Source organism: Clostridium culturomicium (assembly GCF_000821305.1).
GTDB classification, from domain to species: Bacteria; Bacillota; Clostridia; order Clostridiales; family Clostridiaceae; genus Clostridium_J; species Clostridium_J culturomicium.
The window spans coordinates 593,371-610,463 of the sequence record NZ_CCXK01000016.1 but is presented as its reverse complement, the minus strand read 5'-3'; the positions used below and the strand labels follow the sequence as shown (position 1 = coordinate 610,463).

Annotated in this window: 16 protein-coding genes and 1 pseudogene; 15 read left to right on the top strand and 2 right to left on the bottom strand. The window is 34.6% G+C overall.

Annotated features, from left to right (window positions below; translation table 11 throughout):
* From cobJ to BN1075_RS12120, 15 genes and pseudogenes are all read left to right on the top strand, one after another.
* On the top strand, positions 1 to 732 hold the full coding sequence (gene cobJ, locus BN1075_RS12185; RefSeq protein WP_040193422.1) for a precorrin-3B C(17)-methyltransferase: 732 nt from the start codon (positions 1 to 3) through the stop codon (positions 730 to 732).
* 60 nt (positions 733 to 792) lie between these two features.
* Positions 793 to 2,112, top strand: coding sequence for a precorrin-6A reductase (gene cobK, locus BN1075_RS12180; RefSeq protein WP_042387252.1), 1,320 nt, complete (start codon positions 793 to 795; stop codon positions 2,110 to 2,112).
* A complete protein-coding gene (gene hemC / locus BN1075_RS12175) occupies positions 2,096 to 2,968 on the top strand; it encodes a hydroxymethylbilane synthase (RefSeq protein WP_040193421.1) in 873 nt (290 codons plus the stop codon). Before cobK ends, hemC begins: the two co-directional genes overlap by 17 nt.
* 2 nt (positions 2,969 to 2,970) lie before the next feature.
* On the top strand, positions 2,971 to 4,449 hold the full coding sequence (gene cobA / locus BN1075_RS12170) for a uroporphyrinogen-III C-methyltransferase (RefSeq protein WP_040193419.1): 1,479 nt from the start codon (positions 2,971 to 2,973) through the stop codon (positions 4,447 to 4,449).
* Between the two features lie 33 nt (positions 4,450 to 4,482).
* On the top strand, positions 4,483 to 5,466 hold the full coding sequence (hemB, locus tag BN1075_RS12165; RefSeq protein ID WP_040193566.1) for a porphobilinogen synthase: 984 nt from the start codon (positions 4,483 to 4,485) through the stop codon (positions 5,464 to 5,466).
* 69 nt (positions 5,467 to 5,535) lie between these two features.
* Positions 5,536 to 6,831: a glutamate-1-semialdehyde 2,1-aminomutase gene (hemL, locus tag BN1075_RS12160; protein WP_040193418.1), complete on the top strand. Its 1,296-nt coding sequence runs from the start codon at positions 5,536 to 5,538 to the stop codon at positions 6,829 to 6,831.
* A gap of 4 nt (positions 6,832 to 6,835) precedes the next feature.
* Positions 6,836 to 7,201, top strand: coding sequence for a sirohydrochlorin chelatase (locus BN1075_RS12155; protein WP_040193417.1), 366 nt, complete (start codon positions 6,836 to 6,838; stop codon positions 7,199 to 7,201).
* On the top strand, positions 7,195 to 8,397 hold the full coding sequence (locus tag BN1075_RS12150) for a bifunctional cobalt-precorrin-7 (C(5))-methyltransferase/cobalt-precorrin-6B (C(15))-methyltransferase (protein WP_040193416.1): 1,203 nt from the start codon (positions 7,195 to 7,197) through the stop codon (positions 8,395 to 8,397). Before BN1075_RS12155 ends, BN1075_RS12150 begins: the two co-directional genes overlap by 7 nt.
* On the top strand, positions 8,384 to 9,751 hold the full coding sequence (locus BN1075_RS12145) for a cobyrinate a,c-diamide synthase (protein ID WP_040193415.1): 1,368 nt from the start codon (positions 8,384 to 8,386) through the stop codon (positions 9,749 to 9,751). The genes BN1075_RS12150 and BN1075_RS12145 overlap by 14 nt, the downstream gene beginning before the upstream one ends.
* A 71-nt stretch (positions 9,752 to 9,822) precedes the next feature.
* Positions 9,823 to 10,455 carry a precorrin-8X methylmutase gene (locus BN1075_RS12140; RefSeq protein WP_040193414.1) on the top strand — a complete coding sequence of 211 codons (633 nt, stop codon included), beginning with the start codon at positions 9,823 to 9,825 and terminating at the stop codon, positions 10,453 to 10,455.
* A gap of 123 nt (positions 10,456 to 10,578) precedes the next feature.
* Positions 10,579 to 11,271 carry a response regulator transcription factor gene (locus tag BN1075_RS12135; RefSeq protein ID WP_040193413.1) on the top strand — a complete coding sequence of 231 codons (693 nt, stop codon included), beginning with the start codon at positions 10,579 to 10,581 and terminating at the stop codon, positions 11,269 to 11,271.
* Positions 11,272 to 11,444: 173 nt separating this feature from the next.
* Positions 11,445 to 12,368, top strand: a pseudogene (locus BN1075_RS12130) (ATP-binding cassette domain-containing protein).
* Positions 12,361 to 12,822: an ABC transporter permease subunit gene (locus BN1075_RS20800; protein ID WP_052406519.1), complete on the top strand. Its 462-nt coding sequence runs from the start codon at positions 12,361 to 12,363 to the stop codon at positions 12,820 to 12,822. The pseudogene BN1075_RS12130 and the gene BN1075_RS20800 overlap by 8 nt, the downstream one beginning before the upstream one ends.
* A gap of 86 nt (positions 12,823 to 12,908) precedes the next feature.
* Positions 12,909 to 13,241, top strand: a complete 333-nt coding sequence (locus BN1075_RS20795) for a hypothetical protein (protein ID WP_052406518.1) — start codon at positions 12,909 to 12,911, stop codon at positions 13,239 to 13,241.
* A 68-nt stretch (positions 13,242 to 13,309) separates the two neighbouring features.
* Complete coding sequence (locus BN1075_RS12120) at positions 13,310 to 14,203, top strand: sensor histidine kinase (protein ID WP_040193412.1); 894 nt, start codon at positions 13,310 to 13,312, stop codon at positions 14,201 to 14,203.
* 67 nt (positions 14,204 to 14,270) lie between these two features.
* On the opposite strand, the gene BN1075_RS12115 is transcribed toward BN1075_RS12120, so the two are convergent.
* Positions 14,271 to 15,767, bottom strand: a complete 1,497-nt coding sequence (locus tag BN1075_RS12115; RefSeq protein ID WP_040193411.1) for a UDP-glucose--hexose-1-phosphate uridylyltransferase — start codon at positions 15,765 to 15,767, stop codon at positions 14,271 to 14,273.
* A 23-nt stretch (positions 15,768 to 15,790) separates the two neighbouring features.
* Complete coding sequence (locus BN1075_RS12110) at positions 15,791 to 16,954, bottom strand: galactokinase (RefSeq protein ID WP_040193410.1); 1,164 nt, start codon at positions 16,952 to 16,954, stop codon at positions 15,791 to 15,793.
* Between the last annotated feature and the right edge of the window lie 139 nt (positions 16,955 to 17,093).

The following is a 17,093-nucleotide window of genomic DNA, read 5'->3' as shown; positions in this document are numbered from 1 at the left end:
ATGAAGTTATATGTAGTAGGACTTGGACCAGGTGAGGTGTCACAAATGACAGGAAAGGCTGCAGAAGTAATTGAAAGCTGTGACACTATAGTTGGATACGGAGTATATACAGATTTAATATCTGATTTAATTAAAGGAAAAGAAGTAATTACAACTCCGATGAAAAAGGAAGTTGATAGATGTCATATGGCAGTTCAGGCTGCAATTGCTGGAAAGAATGTAGCTATGGTTTCAAGTGGTGACGCAGGAATTTATGGAATGGCGGGTCTTATAATTGAGGTTTTATCGGAGTATGAAAACCATAATGTTGAAGTTGAGGTTATTCCAGGAATTACAGCAGCATCTTCAGCAGCGGCAGTGCTTGGAGCACCGTTAACTCATGATTTTGCAGTAATATCCTTAAGTGATTTATTAACACCTTGGGAGAGAATAGAGAAAAGATTAAGCTTGGCTTCTGAAGCAGGGTTTATAATCTGCTTATATAATCCTTCAAGCAAAAAGAGAGCTGACTATTTAAAGAAAGCTTGTGAAATTGTTATGAAGAATTTACCTGAAGAAACTCCTTGTGGCTTTGTACAAAACATAGCAAGGGAAGGCCAGAAATCAAGAGTGTTAACTTTAAAGGAATTAGCAGAAACACAGGTAGATATGTTTACCACAGTTGTTATTGGTAATGAAACAACTAAGATTATAGATGGTAGACTTGTAACACCAAGAGGTTACAGAAAATAGTTTTTAATTTAAGTTATAATTGGTAGTTTGAAGTTATTTAGATAGAAACGAGGATGGACTATGAAGTTTTTAGTCTTTGCAGGAACAACTGAAGGCAGGATGGTTGTTGAGTATTTATTAAGTGGAAATGCAGAAGTCACAGCCTGTGTAGCAACCGAATATGGAAGTGACATGCTGTTTGAACATGAAAATTTAAAGATTAACATTGGAAGGCTGGATTTGGAAGCCATGAAGCCTTTAATAAGGGAGCATGACTTGGTAGTTGATGCCACTCATCCTTATGCAGAGATAGTAACAAGCAATATTAAAGAGGCTTGTGATGAGGTTAAAACTAAATACATTAGAATTAAAAGGTCCTCCTTAAGATTTGAGAATGTAATTGAAGTTGAAAACACTGAGAAAGCTGTAGAGCTTTTAAAAAGTACAGTAGGAAATGTGCTGGTGACAACAGGAAGCAAGGAGCTTCATAAGTATATTGAGGTTCCTAATTATAAAGAAAGACTCTTTCCCAGAGTTCTTCCAACGGTAGCAGTGATGGAGAAATGTAGTGAGCTAGGCTTTGAAGGTAAGAATTTAATCTGTATGCAAGGTCCATTTTCCTTTGAAATGAATTGTGCAATGCTAAAGCAGTTTAATATTAGTTACATGGTGACAAAGGATACTGGTACAGCAGGAGGCTTTGAAGAAAAGGTTAAAGCAGCAAAGGAAAATGGTGTTAAGATTATTTTAATAAAGCGTCCAATAGAAGCTGTAGATGAAGAAGAAAGTTTTGATATGGAAAGCTTAAAGACATATTTAAGTGAAAGCTATGGAATTGTGCAGATACATAAGGATAAAAAAGCAGATAGTTCATATAGAGATTTATCAGAAAAAGAAAGAGTTAAACACTGGAAGGAATCTATGTTTTTCCCGCTCTTTATTGATATAAAGGATAAAAACATATTAGTAGTAGGCGGAGGAACCATTGCTACAAGAAGAGTTAATACCCTTATTAAGTTTGGTGCAAAGGTAAAGGTTGTATCACCTCATATAAGTGAGGAATTAAGGGAACTCGAAGGAAAGAACTTAATAGAAGTAGTAAGTAGGAATTACAATTCTAAGGATATAAAAGACTGCTTTTTAGTGGTTGCAGCCACAAATCACCGTGAGGTAAATTGTCTTGTAGGAGCAGACGCCAAGGAAGCTGGTGCTTTTATAAGTGTTGCTGACTGCAAGGAAGAAAATGACTTCTATTTTCCAGCAGTTTTTGAAGCTGAAGGAATTGTTGGAGGGCTTGTTTCAAAAGGGGGAGCAAATCACTCACTAGTAAGAAAAACAGCATCAAAAATTAGGAAGTGTCTGCAAGGGGAGGAGATTATTCAAAATGAAAAGAAAGATTAAGGTTGGAACCAGAGACAGCAAGCTGGCAATGATTCAAACCTATATGGTTATAGATTCAATAAAGGAAAAACATCCTGAAATAGAAATTGAGATAGTAGCTTTAAAAACTACAGGAGATAAAATTTTAGACAGGTCCTTAGATAAAATAGGTGGTAAAGGGCTTTTTGTAAAGGAACTTGATGAAGCACTTATAAATGGAGAGGTTGATTTTACTGTCCATAGTTTTAAAGACATGCCAATGGAAATAAATGAAGAGTTACCTATAGTTGCTCTTTCAAAGAGAGCTGATTACCGAGATGTTTATATCCTTCCAAAGGGTGAGGTTAATGAAGCAGCACCAATAGGTTCAGGAAGTAAAAGAAGAGTTCTTCAGCTAAAGGAGCTATTCCCAGGAAAAGCTTTTGCACCTATTAGAGGTAATGTAATTACAAGACTTGAGAAGCTTGACAGAGGAGAATACTCTGCTTTAGTTCTTGCAGCAGCAGGAATAAAAAGACTTGGTTTAGAGGAAAGAATTAATAAGTTTTTTGAGGTTGAAGAGATTCTTCCTTCAGCCTGCCAAGGGATTATTGCAGTTCAAGGCAGAAAAGGTGAAGAGTACGATTATCTTAAGGAATTTGATTGTGCAGAATCACATATAGTAGCAGCGGCAGAGCGTGGCTTTGTTAAAGAACTAGATGGCGGTTGTAGTGCACCAATAGCAGCCTTTGCAACAGTTGAGGGGGATGAGGTTCTCCTTAAGGGTATGTATGTTAATGAAGAAGAGGTCGAAATCATAAAACAAGATATAAAAGGAACATCAAAACAAGCCGAAGAGTTAGGGATAGAACTGGCTAGAAGGATAAAGAGGTGTTAAGGATGAAGAAAGGCTTTGTGGCTTTAGTTGGTGCAGGTCCAGGAAATAAAGGACTTTTAACCTTAAGAGGAGCTGAACTTATACAAAGAGCTGAGGTTGTAGTATACGACAGATTAGTATCAAAGGATATTTTAAACATGATTCCAGAAACTGCCGAGCTGATAAATGTTGGTAAAGAAAGCAGCCATCATTTAGTTAAGCAGGAGGATATAAATAAAATATTGCTAGAAGAAGCTCAAAAAGGAAAATTTGTTGTTCGTCTTAAAGGGGGAGATCCCTTTGTATTTGGAAGAGGCGGTGAAGAGTTAGAACTTCTCGCTGATAACAATATATCCTTTGAAGTTGTGCCGGGAATAACTTCTGGGATTTCAGCTCTTGCCTATGCTGGAATTCCAATAACACATAGAGACTTTTGTTCTTCTCTACATATAATTACTGGTCATGCTAGAGAGGGCGGAAAATTAGAAATTCCTTTTGAGGAGTTAGTGAGTTTACGTGGGACTCTTGTATTTTTGATGGGTGTATCTTCAATGCCATTTTTAATGGAAGGTCTTATAAAGGCAGGAATGAATCCAGAAACTAAGGCTGCAGTTGTTGAAAATGGAACACGTCCAAATCAGCGTAAAATTGTAGCTACCATCTCAACATTAGTAGAAGAAGCTGCAAAGGAAAAAATACATTCACCAGCAATAATAGCTGTAGGAGAAGTTTGTTCCTTATCTGATTCCTTTGATTGGTTTATGAATAGAGATTTATTTGGACAAAGAGTTATAGTTACACGCCCTAAGCATTCTATGGGAACCTTTAGTGATAAATTAAAGGAACTTGGAGCAGAGGTTATAGAGTATCCTTGCATTGAAACCATAGAAATAGAAGCTGAAATTCCAGAAGTTAAAGATTATGATGTGGTTACTTTCTCAAGTAAGACGGCAGTTGAGATTTTCTTTAATAAGTTATTTGAAGGTGGAAAAGACGTAAGAACTTTAGGTAATGTTAAGATAGGAGCTGTTGGAAGTCAGACAGCAGCAGAGCTTAAAAAGTATGGAATAGCAGCAGATTTAGTGCCGGATATATTTGATGGAGAACATTTAGGTAGAATGGTTACGGAGTCTATAAAAGCTAATGAAAAAGTATTAGTTTTAAATGCACTAAAAACAGGTGGAGATTTAGAACAGGTGCTTCAATCAGCAGGGGTAGAGTATAAGGCAGTACCTTTATATGATACGGTTTATACAAATCCAGATAGTGAAGAAGTAAGAAGGCATATTGAAGCCAAAGAGGTAAACTGGGTAATGTTCACCAGTGCATCTACTGTTCATGGCTTTGTGAAGTCTATGGAAGGTTTAAACATAGATAATATTAGAGCGTTATGTATAGGCGAACAGACCTTAAAAGCTGCTAAGGAGTATGGTTTGAACTGTGAAGTTTCTGAAAAAGCAACCATTGCTTCTATGCTTGATAGATTAATAGAGTTATCGTAAAAATACCAGAAGGGAGCTCATAGTATGTCATTCATGAATGATAATGTAAGACCAAGAAGACTTAGAAGTAGTGAAGTTCTAAGAGATATGGTGAGAGAGGTAAGGTTATCTCCAAAATCTTTAATATACCCTCTATTTTTAAAGGAGGGAACCAATATAAAGTCTGAGATTTCATCTCTTCCAAATAATTTTCATTACAGTCCAGACAGAATAGGAGAGGCTGTAGAAGAGGCTTTAAAAAATGATGTTCGTTCAGTACTTTTATTTGGAATACCTGAACATAAGGATGAAGTAGGCTCACAAGCTTATGCAGAAGAAGGAATAGTTCAGCAGGGAATTAGAAAAATAAAGGAACAATACCCAGAGGTGCAGATAATTACAGATGTATGTATGTGTGAATACACTTCTCATGGGCACTGCGGAATTTTAAATAACTGTGGTGTAGATAATGATACAACCCTTGATTATCTTGCAAGGATTGCTCTTTCTCATGTTGAGGCAGGAGCAGATATGGTTGCACCATCAGATATGATGGATGGAAGAATTGATGCCATCAGAAAGTTACTAGATAAAAATGGTCATATTAGTACTCCAATAATGTCTTATGCAGTTAAATATGCTTCTTCCTTCTATGGTCCATTCAGAGAAGCAGCAGGTTCAGCTCCTTCCTTTGGAAACAGAAAGGCATATCAAATGGATTATCACAATAAAAGAGAGGCTTTAAAAGAGGCTCTTATAGATGCACAGGAAGGTGCAGATATATTAATGGTTAAGCCAGCTTTATCCTATTTAGATGTAATTAAAGAGGTTAAAGAGAATACTAATTTGCCACTAGCGGCTTATAGTGTAAGTGGAGAGTATGCCATGATTAAGGCAGCAGCAGCCCAAGGCTTAATTGATGAGTATGGGGTAATGTGTGAAAGTGCTGTGAGTATTTTCCGTGCAGGTGCGGATATATTAATCAGCTACTATGCAAAGGAACTTGCACAAGCTATTAAAAAAGGTGATATAGGTTAATTTGATATATACGAAGGGAGGCTTTAGCGGCAGTCTAGTAATATAGTAAGAGACCGCTAAGTAAAGCATATGAACAATAAAACAAGTGAAGCTCTTTTTGAAAGAGCAAAAAAAGTAATTCCAGGAGGAGTTAACAGCCCAGTAAGAGCTTTTAGAGCAGTTGGGGCTAATCCTCTTTTTATAGAAAAAGCAAATGGCTCTAGAATATATGATGTAGATGGACATGAGTACATTGATTATGTATGCTCTTGGGGACCAATGATCTTAGGACACAATCATCCAGAAATATTAAAGAGTGTATCAGAAGCTATTCAAAAAGGTTTAAGCTATGGTGCACCTACAGCTGGAGAAGTTGAAATTGCAGAGCTTATAAATGAAATGGTACCAAATATAGAGATGGTTAGAATGGTAAACAGCGGAACAGAAGCTGTTATGAGTGCTATTCGTGTTGCCAGAGGATATACAAATAGAAATAAGATAGTAAAATTTGAAGGATGTTATCACGGACATAGTGACAGCTTATTAGTTAAAGCAGGTTCAGGATTATTAACAGAAGGAGTTCCAGACAGCTTAGGAGTACCTAAAAATGCTGCGGAAGATACTCTTACAGCACAATACAATGATATTACAACTGTAGAAAAGTTATTTGAAGAAAATAATGGTGAAATTGCAGCAGTAATAGTTGAGCCTGTAGCTGCTAACATGGGAGTTATCGCACCTCAAGGAGATTTTCTTAAGGATTTAAGAGCAATATGTACAAAAAATGGAGCACTATTAATCTTTGACGAGGTTATTACAGGTTTCCGTTTAGCTAAAGGTGGAGCTCAAGAGTTCTACGGTATAGAAGCTGACTTAGTTACTTATGGAAAAATAATAGGTGGAGGAATGCCAGTAGGAGCTTATGGTGGAAGAAGAGAAATAATGAGCTGTGTTTCACCTTTAGGCGGAGTATATCAGGCAGGAACTTTATCAGGAAATCCAGTGGCAATGGCTGCTGGTCTTGCACAGCTTAGAATGTTAAATGAAAATCCAGAGATATATGTAACAATTAATAAACTTGCTAAGAAATTAGCTGATGGATTAAGAGAAATTGGTGAGAAGTACAAGGCACCAATAAGTGTAAATGTAGTTGGATCATTAGTATGTGCTTTCTTTACAGAAGGAGAAGTTACTAATTATGCAAAGGCTAAGAGCAGCGATACTGCGGCTTATGCTAAGTATTTCATCAAGATGGAGGAAAAGGGAATATACCTTGCTCCAGCACAATTTGAAGCTATGTTTGTGAGCTTTGCTCATACAGAAGCTGATATAGATAGAACTTTAAACGCAGCAGAAGAAACAATAAAAGAAATAATAGGGGGTTAACAATATGAAAGGGATTTTAATTTTAGCACACGGAAGCAGAGAAAAAGAAACAGAGTTAACACTTGCTCAAATAACTAAAATGGCTAAAGAAAAACTTGAGGATGTAATGATAGAAACTGCATATCTTCAATTTTCAGATGTGAATTTAGAAAAGGGTTTAGATAAGTTAATTGCTAAGAATGTTACGGAGATAAAGGTTATTCCTTATTTCTTATTTTCAGGAGTTCATATAAGAGAAGATATTCCAAAGGAAATAGAGGAGTATTTAGTAAATAAGCCAAATGTAAAAATTACTATGGGAAATACTTTGGGGGCTGATTCAAGGCTTGCTGATATTTTAGTTGATAGAATCAGCGAAGCATTATGTTAAAGCAGGTTTATATTATTGGTGCGGGCACAGGCTGCCTAGGTATGCTAACAGCTAAAGGCAGAGAAATAATTCAACAGTGTGATGAATTATACAGCACTAATAGAATTGGAGAACTTATGACAGAGATACGCAGGGATATAGAAAACCTGCCTATCTCTGAAATTTCATTAAGGGTATTAGAGTCTGAGGCTTCTAAGGTTGGAGTATTAGTATCAGGAGATACAGGCTTTTTCAGTATGACCAAGAGTTTACTTAAAAGCTTGGAGGGAAAGTGTCAGGTTGAGGTAATCTGTGGTATCAGCAGTATGCAGTATCTTTGTTCAAAGACCGGGAGAAGCTACGAAAATATGAAAATTGTCAGCCTTCATGGAAGAAACAATTCAATTCTTGGAGCTGTTTCATACTTTCCACAGCTGTTTGTTTTAACAGGTGGAAGTAATAAAGCCCATGATATTTGCAGGTTTTTAAGCGAACAAGGCTTAGGTGAAGTAAGGATTATTGCAGGAGAAAATCTTTCTATGGCTTCAGAAAGAATTATAGAAGGAACTGCAAAGGAGCTTTCAGAATTAAAATTTGAGGACCTAACAGTTTTAATAATAGAAAATTATAACTGTACTGATCATAATATTTCTATTAGAGATGAAGAGCTTACTCGAGGGAAAGTACCAATGACCAAGGAAGAGGTACGATTTGTAACTATTGCAAAAATGAAAATTAAATCTAAAGATATTATTTATGATATTGGTGCAGGTACAGGATCTGTAGCCTTCGAAATGGCTAGAAAAGCCTATAAAGGCATGGTATATGCCATTGAAACAAATCCAGATGGCATTGAACTTATTAAAGAAAATAGAAGGCTGCTTAGCGGTTATAACGTTATAACCGTTGAAGGAATGGCACCACAGGTAATGGAGGAGCTTCCAAGGCCTGATAAAGCTTTTATAGGTGGCAGTAAGGGCAATATGGATTCAATTATCAAAGCTCTTGTGGAGAAGAATCCAGAAGTATTTATAGCAATTAATGCTATTACTTTAGAAACTTTAAATGAAGCTATGAAAGTAATGGAGGCTAATGGCTTTGATGCAGAAATTGTATGTATTAATTCAGCACGTTCTAAGAAGGTTGGTGGATATAATATGATGACTGCCAACAATCCTGTTTATATAATTTCAGGAGGACGATATGAACAAAAGTAAAAGAGTTAAGAGAATAATGATTGCAGGAACAGGCAGTGGATGTGGTAAGACAACCGTTACCTGTGGCATATTGAAGGCTTTAGTGAGAAAGAATTTGAAGGTGGCATCCTTTAAATGTGGTCCAGATTATATTGATCCAATGTTTCATTCAAAAATTATAGGAACAAAATCTAGAAACTTAGATTCCTTTTTATGTGGAGATAATACTACAAAGTATTTATTTGCAAAGAATGGAGCTGAGGCAGATTTTTCTATAGTAGAAGGTGTTATGGGTTTATATGATGGTTTAGGTTCAAAATCAACAAAGTATTCTTCTTGCGATTTAAGTTTGCTTACAGATACACCTACTGTATTGGTAGTGAACCCTGCAGGTACTTATATATCTGTTGCGGCTATAGTTAAGGGATATTTAGATTTTGCACCCAATAATATTAAGGGCATTATTCTTAATGGAACTTCAGAAATGATGTATAACACTTATAAGGATATTATTGAGGACCTTTGTAATGTAAAGGTTTATGGATTTTTACCAAAGCTGCCAGCTGCAGAAATAGGTAGCCGACATTTGGGCCTTGTGACGGCAGAAGAAATAGAAGATCTTGATTTAAGATTAAATTTATTAGCTGATGCAGTAGATAAATATATTGATATAGAGGGTCTTTTGAAGTTAGGGGAGAATACTCCAGAATTAGAATATGAGGACATTAAAGTTGAAAAGCGAGGAAGCTGTACCATTGGTGTTGCCATGGACAATGCCTTTTGCTTCTATTATGAAGATGCCTTGAAGCTGCTGGAGGAAATGGGAGCAACCCTTAAATATTTCTCACCATTAAAGGACAAAAAACTTCCAGAGAAAATTGATGGGTTATATTTAGGTGGGGGTTATCCAGAGCTTTACGCTAAGGAGCTAAGTGAAAATAAATCAATGCTGAAAGCTGTCAAAAGTGCTATTGAATCGGGAATTCCAACTATAGCAGAATGTGGTGGTTTTATGTATCTTCAAAAATCCATAAAGGATAAAGATGGAAATGAATTTGAAATGGTGAATATAATTGATTCAACCTCACAGCTTACAAATAAGCTTTCAAGGTTTGGGTATACAACTCTTACAGCTTTAAATAACAATCTTTTATTTCAAGCTGGGGAACAGGTTAATGCTCATGAATTCCATTATTCTGACAGTGATTTATGCGGAGAAGATTTCTTAGCTGTAAAACCAATTACGGGCAGGAAATGGCATTGTATTCATGGGAAAATCACCATGTTTGCTGGATATCCTCACATTCATTTAGGGGGAAATATTAAGGTGGCACAACGCTTTATTAATGCTTGCTTATCATATAAAGAGAAATAATATAAAAGCAAAAGAAAAAATTAGGTTTAATTTTTGATAACTGCAGTAGCAGTTATATTGGAGGAATGAATATGGAAAAGATAAATCCAATGGATATAGAAAAAAGAAGCTTTGAGATTATCAGCAGTGAGCTTAATGGGATAGTCTTAGATGAGGAAAAAGCTCCAATAGTTAAAAGAGTGATACATACTACAGCGGATTTTGAGTATGTAGATAACATGTATTTTTCAGAAGGTGTTGTTGAAAAGGCTTTGGAAGCTCTAAAAAGAGGAGCAGCAATAGTAACTGACACCAATATGGCTAAGTCAGGTATAAACAAAGCTGCAGCGGCTAGATTAGGCTGTGAGGTTCACTGTTTTATGGCAGATGAGGATGTGGCAAAGAGTGCAAAGGAGCAAGGTGTAACCCGTGCAGCTGTATGTATGGAAAAGGCTGTAGAACTTCAAAAGCCTGTTGTCATAGCAGTAGGAAATGCACCAACAGCATTAATCAGACTAGAGGAGCTTATGAAGGAAGGCAAAATAAAGCCAGAACTAATCATTGGAGTTCCAGTAGGCTTTGTAAATGTAGTTGAGTCCAAAGAACTTATAATTAATTCAGGTGCTGATGCTATTATAGCAAAAGGAAGAAAAGGTGGTAGTAACGTTGCAGCAGCAATCGTCAATGCACTATTATACATGGCATCACCAAGAGAAGGAATATAGTAAATAAAGAGTAGTTAGATTTGAGTTATCAAATTTAACTACTCTTATATGTTTACAAGTAAATAGATAATTTTTATGATAAAATATATTACATAATGATACTTTTAGGAAATTGGTGATTATATGAATAAAGAAGTCGAAATTTTAGTTGTTGAGGATGATATAGATATTAATAATCTTCTTTGCAATATTTTAAAGAAAAATGGATATAAGGTACGAGGGGCATTTTCAGGGTCAGAGGCTTTAATGTGCATTGAACAATTTAATTATGATATTATACTTTTAGATTTAATGCTTCCAGGGGTTACAGGAGAAGAGCTTATCCAGGAGGTAAGAAAGCAGAAGTTTATGCCTATTATTGTGATTTCAGCAAAGACTGCTCAAGAGGATAAGATTAACGTATTAAAATGCGGAGCAGATGATTATGTAACTAAGCCCTTTGATATTAATGAAGTTTTAGCCAGAGTTGAGGTTCAGTTAAGAAGGTACAAGCAATTTAGTAAGGAAGAGAAAGCAGACAACAAGTTAAAACATAAAAATATTACTCTGGATAGGGACAGCAGACAAGTATTCATTAAGGATGAAGAAATTTCCCTAACTTTGAGAGAGTTTTCTATTCTAAAAATTCTCATGGAGAATCCCAACAAGGTATTTACAAGGGGAAACTTATTTGAATCCGTTTGGGAAAGTGAGTTCTTAGGAGATGATAACACTGTAAATGTTCATGTAAGCAACCTTCGTTCAAAGATAGCTAAGGCTGATACAGAAGAGTACATACAAACAGTGTGGGGAATTGGGTTTAAACTTAAGGACTAATGAAACTCCTTCTCATATATATTCGAAGGAGTGCTATTACAGAGTAAGTTCGACTAGCTAAATTATAGATTTTGACTCTCACTTAAATCTTAATACTTTCTTAATGTTTGCTTTATGGCATCTTATAACTTAGGAAATATAATTAAGTCATAAGGTAAGGGGAGGTAAACAAAATGAATAATGTAGTATTAAAAACACATAACATAACAAAGAAATATGGAGAGTAGCTTGCTGTTAACAATATAAACATGACCATTAGAAAAGGTGATATATACGGCTTTATTGGAAAGAATGGAGCAGGTAAAACAACTTTAATAAGACTTATTACAGGATTAATTCATAAAACTAATGGTGAGATTGAGTTGTTTGGTGGAAGCAGTGAGAGTGAATTAAATGCTGCAAGAGCTATGGTTGGAAGCTTAATTGAGACTCCAGCATTTTACGGTAATATGACAGCAAGAGAAAACCTTGAGGTATCAAGATTAGTAAGAAATATCGTAGGCAAGAGCTGTATAGATGAGGTACTTAAGCTTGTTGGATTAGAGGATACCGGTAAAAAGAAGGTGAAGAATTTTTCTTTAGGAATGAGACAGAGACTTGGAATTGCGAATGCTCTTATTGGGAATCCAAGAATACTAATTTTAGATGAACCTATTAATGGTTTAGATCCAATGGGAATTGTGGAGATAAGAGAACTTTTAAAGAAGGTTAATAGGGAAAAGGATGTAACAATATTAATTTCAAGTCATATTCTTGGAGAGCTTTCAGAACTTGCAACCTGTTATGGAATAATCAGTAATGGAAAACTAATTGAAGAAATTTCAGCAGAAGCTTTAAATGAAAAGTGCAGACAGTATATTGAGCTTAAAGTAGATGATACCGCTAGAACAGTGACATTATTAGAAAAAGATCTTCAAATAACAAATTACGAAGTGCTAGAGAATAAATTAATAAAAATCTTTGATCACTTAGATGAGGTTGGAAAAATCAATTCAGTTATTTCAAGAGGTGGAATAATTGTTGAGAAAATCGGTGTTACAGGTGAAAACTTAGAAGAATACTTTGTAAGTCGTGTTGGAGGTGCTGAAAATGCTTAGAATAGTTAAAGCGGAATTATATAAATTATTTAAAAATAGAACATTTAGGGTGTTATGTGGAGTAACAATTGTATTATCAATAATGATGATGGCTATGTCATCACCTTTTATGGAAGATGTAATGGTGGATAGCTTAGGAGATATATCAGTAGAGGAGAAAGAAGCTATTTTGAGTCAAATGGGAGCAATGACATATGAGGAACAGGTTGTGACACCAGGTAAGATGGGACTTAATCTAGTTGCAAAGGATCCTATGAATCCAACAGCTTTAGAAATATATCATTCTTCATTTGGTGCTGGATTAATTGAAATTTTAATAGGAATTTTAATTGCTGGATTTTTAGCAAAGGAATATTCAGAGGGGACAATAAAGAATACTTTAGCCTATGGAAAGAAAAGGCATGAATTTTATATAGCTAAATTTTTAGCTATGATAGTGGGCGTAGCATATTAACAGCTTGTCTAATATCGATATCTACTATTGGGAGTACAATTATAAATGGCTGGGGTCAAACTTTTGAATTATCACAAATATTAGGCATGTTACAGAGCTTTGTGGCATCAATATTTGCTAATTCAGCAGTGATAGCTATTATAATGATCTTTGCAATTTTAATTAAAAGTAATGGTGGAACAATCGCAATAACAGCGGGATTATTTATATTAGCTCCTATGATTATTTCATTTTTCTATGGAATATATCCTTGGTTTGATAAGATTTATGAGTTAACTCCATTCTATAACTCAGCTTTAGCAACCTCTATATATGCTGGAAATGGTGATTTAATGAGGTCAATAGTGATTGCTGCTGTTACAATAGTAATTGCGTTAATGGCAGGGATACAAATTTTAAAAGCTCAAGATATTAAATAGTAAAAAGAGGACATGTTGAAAGTTATTAATTCAGCATGTCTATATTTGCATACAGGGGGAGGTGTAAAATGAAATTAACAATTATATTTTTAGTTTTTATTGTCTTAGGTTTACTAGCATATATAATAAGAACAAAAAAGGAGCTGAAGGATTTATCACGGCAAATGGATAAAAGCAAAGGGAGTTATGTTAATATTCACACCACAAGTTTAAGTAATGAGATAGAAAAGCTTACACAAAATATTAATTTTTTATATGATGAAAACCAAAGGGTCAATGCTGCAAAAAAGTCTATAGAAGAAGAGATAAGACACAGCATTGCAAATATGTCTCATGATTTAAGAACACCATTGACATCTATAATGGGATATATTCAGTTGTTAAAGCAAGATAACATAACAGCTCAAGAGCATGAGGAATATTTAGAAATTGTAGAAAGAAGAACCAAAAATCTTGAGAAGCTCATTTCCAGCTTTTATGATTTATCTAGATTAGAGGGGAATGAATATATTTTCAATTTGAAAAGTATAAGTTTAGAAAAGCTGTTATGTGATAATATTGCATTGTATTACAGTGATTTTATAAGTAAAAACATAGATCCATTTATTGAAATCGAAGAAAAGCTTCCCAATATAATATCTGATGAAAATGCTGTACAGATGGTATTTTCAAATTTAATCGGGAATGCTTTAAAGCATGGGGAAGGATTTATTAAAATAGTTCTAAAAAAAGAAGGAAATAATATTGTAACTGAATTTATAAATTCGGCACCAACACTAAATGAAGAAAATACTGAAAAGATTTTTGAAAGATTTTTTACAGCAGATAAATCCCGAAATGATAAAAATACTGGACTAGGATTAGCGATAACTAAAGGCTTAGTTGAAAAGTTAGGTAATGAAATTAGTGCACGGCTTAGTGATGGGAATTTAGTTATAAAGATAAAATGGAATATAAAATAAATGAGTGCTGCCAGTAGGATTACTGAGCAGCACTCACCATATAAAGGGAGTTAATGAAAAAAGCTTATTAAATATATTGAATTCCTAGGCTTTCAGCAAACTGTTTAAAGCCTTCTATGCCATCTGGAGTCTGCTTAAATACTCCAGCATCTTCAAGAACTCTAACAAATTTATTTCCAACTTCAATTTCAATGAAGCGATCTATATCTAAATCAGAAGTATATTTTTCTTTAAGCTCTAAAGCCCAGGTTCTGTGGTATTCTTCAACCGTTGAAAGGTCAGTTTCAGTGTTAAGCAGGAAAGCTTTAACTGCTTCAAGTTCATTCTTAAGTCTGCCAGGAAGAATAGCAAGGCCCATAACTTCAATAAGACCTATATTTTCCTTCTTGATGTGCTGTACATCAGGATGTGGATGGAAGATACCATCAGGGAATTCTTCAGAGGTTCTGTTATTTCTTAAAGCTAAATCGAGAACGAAGAAATCACCTTCCTTACGGCAGATAGGAGTTATTGCATTATGTGGAGTACCATTAGTTTCTTTAAATATTCCACGACTCTCATCAGCGTAATTCAGCCAACTGTCATAAATATAACCACCACATTCCACTAAGTCTTCTACATTTTTAGCTTTGACTCTTAAAGTGGCAAGAGGCCATTTTAAACCTTCAACAGTTACGTCCTTGAATTTATTTATTTTAAATTTAAATAAAGCTTCAGCTCTATTCATTGGGAAAATGTAATTTCCACCTTGATAGTGCTCGTGAGCAAGGATTGAACCACCAACGATTGGAAGACCAGCGTTGGAACCAAGGAAATAGTGTGGGAAAATCTCAACAAAGGAAGATAATCTCTTAAAGGTTTCCTTGCTGACAAACATCGGCTCATGTTCTTCAAGAAGCACAATGCAGTGCTCATTGTAATAAACATAAGGAGAGTATTGAAGTCTCCATTTTTTATTCTTAATATCTAGGGAAATGGTTCTATGGTTAGCTCTGTCAGGGTGAGTAACTGTGCCTTCATAACCCTCATTTTCAACACATAGAAGACATTTTGGATAATTTGTACTTATGTTATTTTTAGAAAGAGCAATCTGTTTTGGATCCTTTTCAGGCTTAGATAAATTTATTGTTATATCAATATCACCGTAAACAGATGGTATTTTATAAAAAATATTTTTAGCTATTCTATCCATTCTGATATAGTTTGAGCTTTTACTAAGGTTATAGAAGTAATCAGTGGCAGTCTGTGGAGATTCTTTGTATAAGTCAAAGAAGGTTTTGTTAATAACAGAAGGTTTATCTATAAAGCAGTTCATTAAGTTACTGCTGAAGATATCTTTTGCATATAAATAATCCTCAATTATTCCTTTTTCCACAGCTATAGCTGTTAATTCTTCTAAAGTTTTTGAAAATTCTGTGGATATCTTTTCACTTTCCTCATAATTCTCTTCTTTAAATAAAGTCAAAAGCCTGTTTCTAACATAGATTTTATCAAGATTTTCTATAAGTTTATTCTCTATGGAAATTTCAATTAGTCTGTCTATTAAAGCATATAGTGAATTCATGTTGTACCTCCATACCTTTTGATTTAGTTAATTTTCTTTGGACCATCTGAAGTTGAAGCTATATAGAAGGAAGCTTCATATCCAATGGCAGCTTTATATTCAGCACCTACTTTTTGAATAAATTCTTCAACGTGTGGATTCTCAACTAAAGCAATAGCACATCCTCCAAAGCCAGCTCCAGTCATACGTGCACCGAGAACACCAGGCTGTTTTAAAGCAGAAGAAACTAGTGTATCAAGTTCAATACCAGTAACTTCATAGTCATCTCTTAGAGAAGTGTGGGAGCCAGTCATTAGCTGTCCAAAGGTAATTAAGTCATCATTATTTAAAGCTTCAATTGCTGACTTAACTCTCTCATTTTCAGTTACAGCATGATAAGCTCTTTTTCTTTCTATAGGGTTATTTATTACTGAAGATATCTCATTAAAGTCTTTGGTAGAAAGCTCACAAAGAGCATTGATATTTTTTATTGTTTTAATCTGTTCAAGAGCGGCTTCACATTCAGCACGTCTTTCGTTGTATTTAGAATCAGCAAGTTCTCTTCTTTTATTAGTATTCATTATTACGATACTTTCATTTTTAAAATTTACAGGAGCATATTTGTAATCTAAGGTATTACAATCTAGTAAAGTTGCATTATCTTTTTTTCCAAGGGATATTGCAAACTGGTCCATAATACCGCTGTTAACACCAAGAAATTCATTTTCAACACGCTTCCCAAGAAGGGCTAATTCAACCTTGCTGATATTAAGATTGAATAAATCTATAAGGGTTTTTCCAGTGAGCATTTCTAAAGAGGCTGAAGAAGAAAGTCCAGCTCCATTAGGAAGGTTTCCATATACTAAGAGGTCAAAGCCAGAGTTAATTTCATGACCAGCTTCCTTCATAAATTTAACTACACCTTTAACATAGTTAGTCCAATTATCTTCTTTCTTATATGTTAAATCAGCTAAGGAAATTTTAATTAGTCCTAGGGCCTCAAAGTTTAAGGAATAAGCTCTGATGGTATTGGTATCATTAAAAGCAACAACACCATAGGTTCCTAGGCTTATAGCACAAGGAAAAACTAAGCCTCCATTATAATCGATATGTTCACCGATTAAATTTACTCTTCCAGGACTGAAAAATACTTTAGCGTTATTAGTTTCAAAAATTTCTTGAAATTTTAAAAGCATTTCATTTATCATATTAAATTCACCCCATATATTATTATATTATTATATGTAGCTACATACTATAAGTACTTAGAAAAATAGCAATATATCATACATATACCCCTATAATACAATTATAATATTTTAGTAAAAAGAATCAATGGTTTTACTA

Excerpts from the sequence above, each read along its gene's own strand:
- BN1075_RS12140 (WP_040193414.1), top strand. The coding sequence starts at position 9,823 with ATGGAAAAGATAAATCCAATGGATATAGAAAAAAGAAGCTTTGAGATT.
- BN1075_RS12150 (WP_040193416.1), top strand. The coding sequence starts at position 7,195 with ATGTTAAAGCAGGTTTATATTATTGGTGCGGGCACAGGCTGCCTAGGT.
- cobJ (WP_040193422.1), top strand. The coding sequence starts at position 1 with ATGAAGTTATATGTAGTAGGACTTGGACCAGGTGAGGTGTCACAAATG.
- BN1075_RS12115 (WP_040193411.1), bottom strand. The coding sequence starts at position 15,767 with ATGAATTCACTATATGCTTTAATAGACAGACTAATTGAAATTTCCATA.
- BN1075_RS20800 (WP_052406519.1), top strand. The coding sequence starts at position 12,361 with ATGCTTAGAATAGTTAAAGCGGAATTATATAAATTATTTAAAAATAGA.
- hemL (WP_040193418.1), top strand. The coding sequence starts at position 5,536 with ATGAACAATAAAACAAGTGAAGCTCTTTTTGAAAGAGCAAAAAAAGTA.
- hemB (WP_040193566.1), top strand. The coding sequence starts at position 4,483 with ATGAATGATAATGTAAGACCAAGAAGACTTAGAAGTAGTGAAGTTCTA.
- BN1075_RS12120 (WP_040193412.1), top strand. The coding sequence starts at position 13,310 with ATGAAATTAACAATTATATTTTTAGTTTTTATTGTCTTAGGTTTACTA.
- BN1075_RS12145 (WP_040193415.1), top strand. The coding sequence starts at position 8,384 with ATGAACAAAAGTAAAAGAGTTAAGAGAATAATGATTGCAGGAACAGGC.
- BN1075_RS20795 (WP_052406518.1), top strand. The coding sequence starts at position 12,909 with ATGTTACAGAGCTTTGTGGCATCAATATTTGCTAATTCAGCAGTGATA.
- cobK (WP_042387252.1), top strand. The coding sequence starts at position 793 with ATGAAGTTTTTAGTCTTTGCAGGAACAACTGAAGGCAGGATGGTTGTT.
- BN1075_RS12135 (WP_040193413.1), top strand. The coding sequence starts at position 10,579 with ATGAATAAAGAAGTCGAAATTTTAGTTGTTGAGGATGATATAGATATT.
- cobA (WP_040193419.1), top strand. The coding sequence starts at position 2,971 with ATGAAGAAAGGCTTTGTGGCTTTAGTTGGTGCAGGTCCAGGAAATAAA.
- BN1075_RS12110 (WP_040193410.1), bottom strand. The coding sequence starts at position 16,954 with ATGATAAATGAAATGCTTTTAAAATTTCAAGAAATTTTTGAAACTAAT.
- BN1075_RS12155 (WP_040193417.1), top strand. The coding sequence starts at position 6,836 with ATGAAAGGGATTTTAATTTTAGCACACGGAAGCAGAGAAAAAGAAACA.
- hemC (WP_040193421.1), top strand. The coding sequence starts at position 2,096 with ATGAAAAGAAAGATTAAGGTTGGAACCAGAGACAGCAAGCTGGCAATG.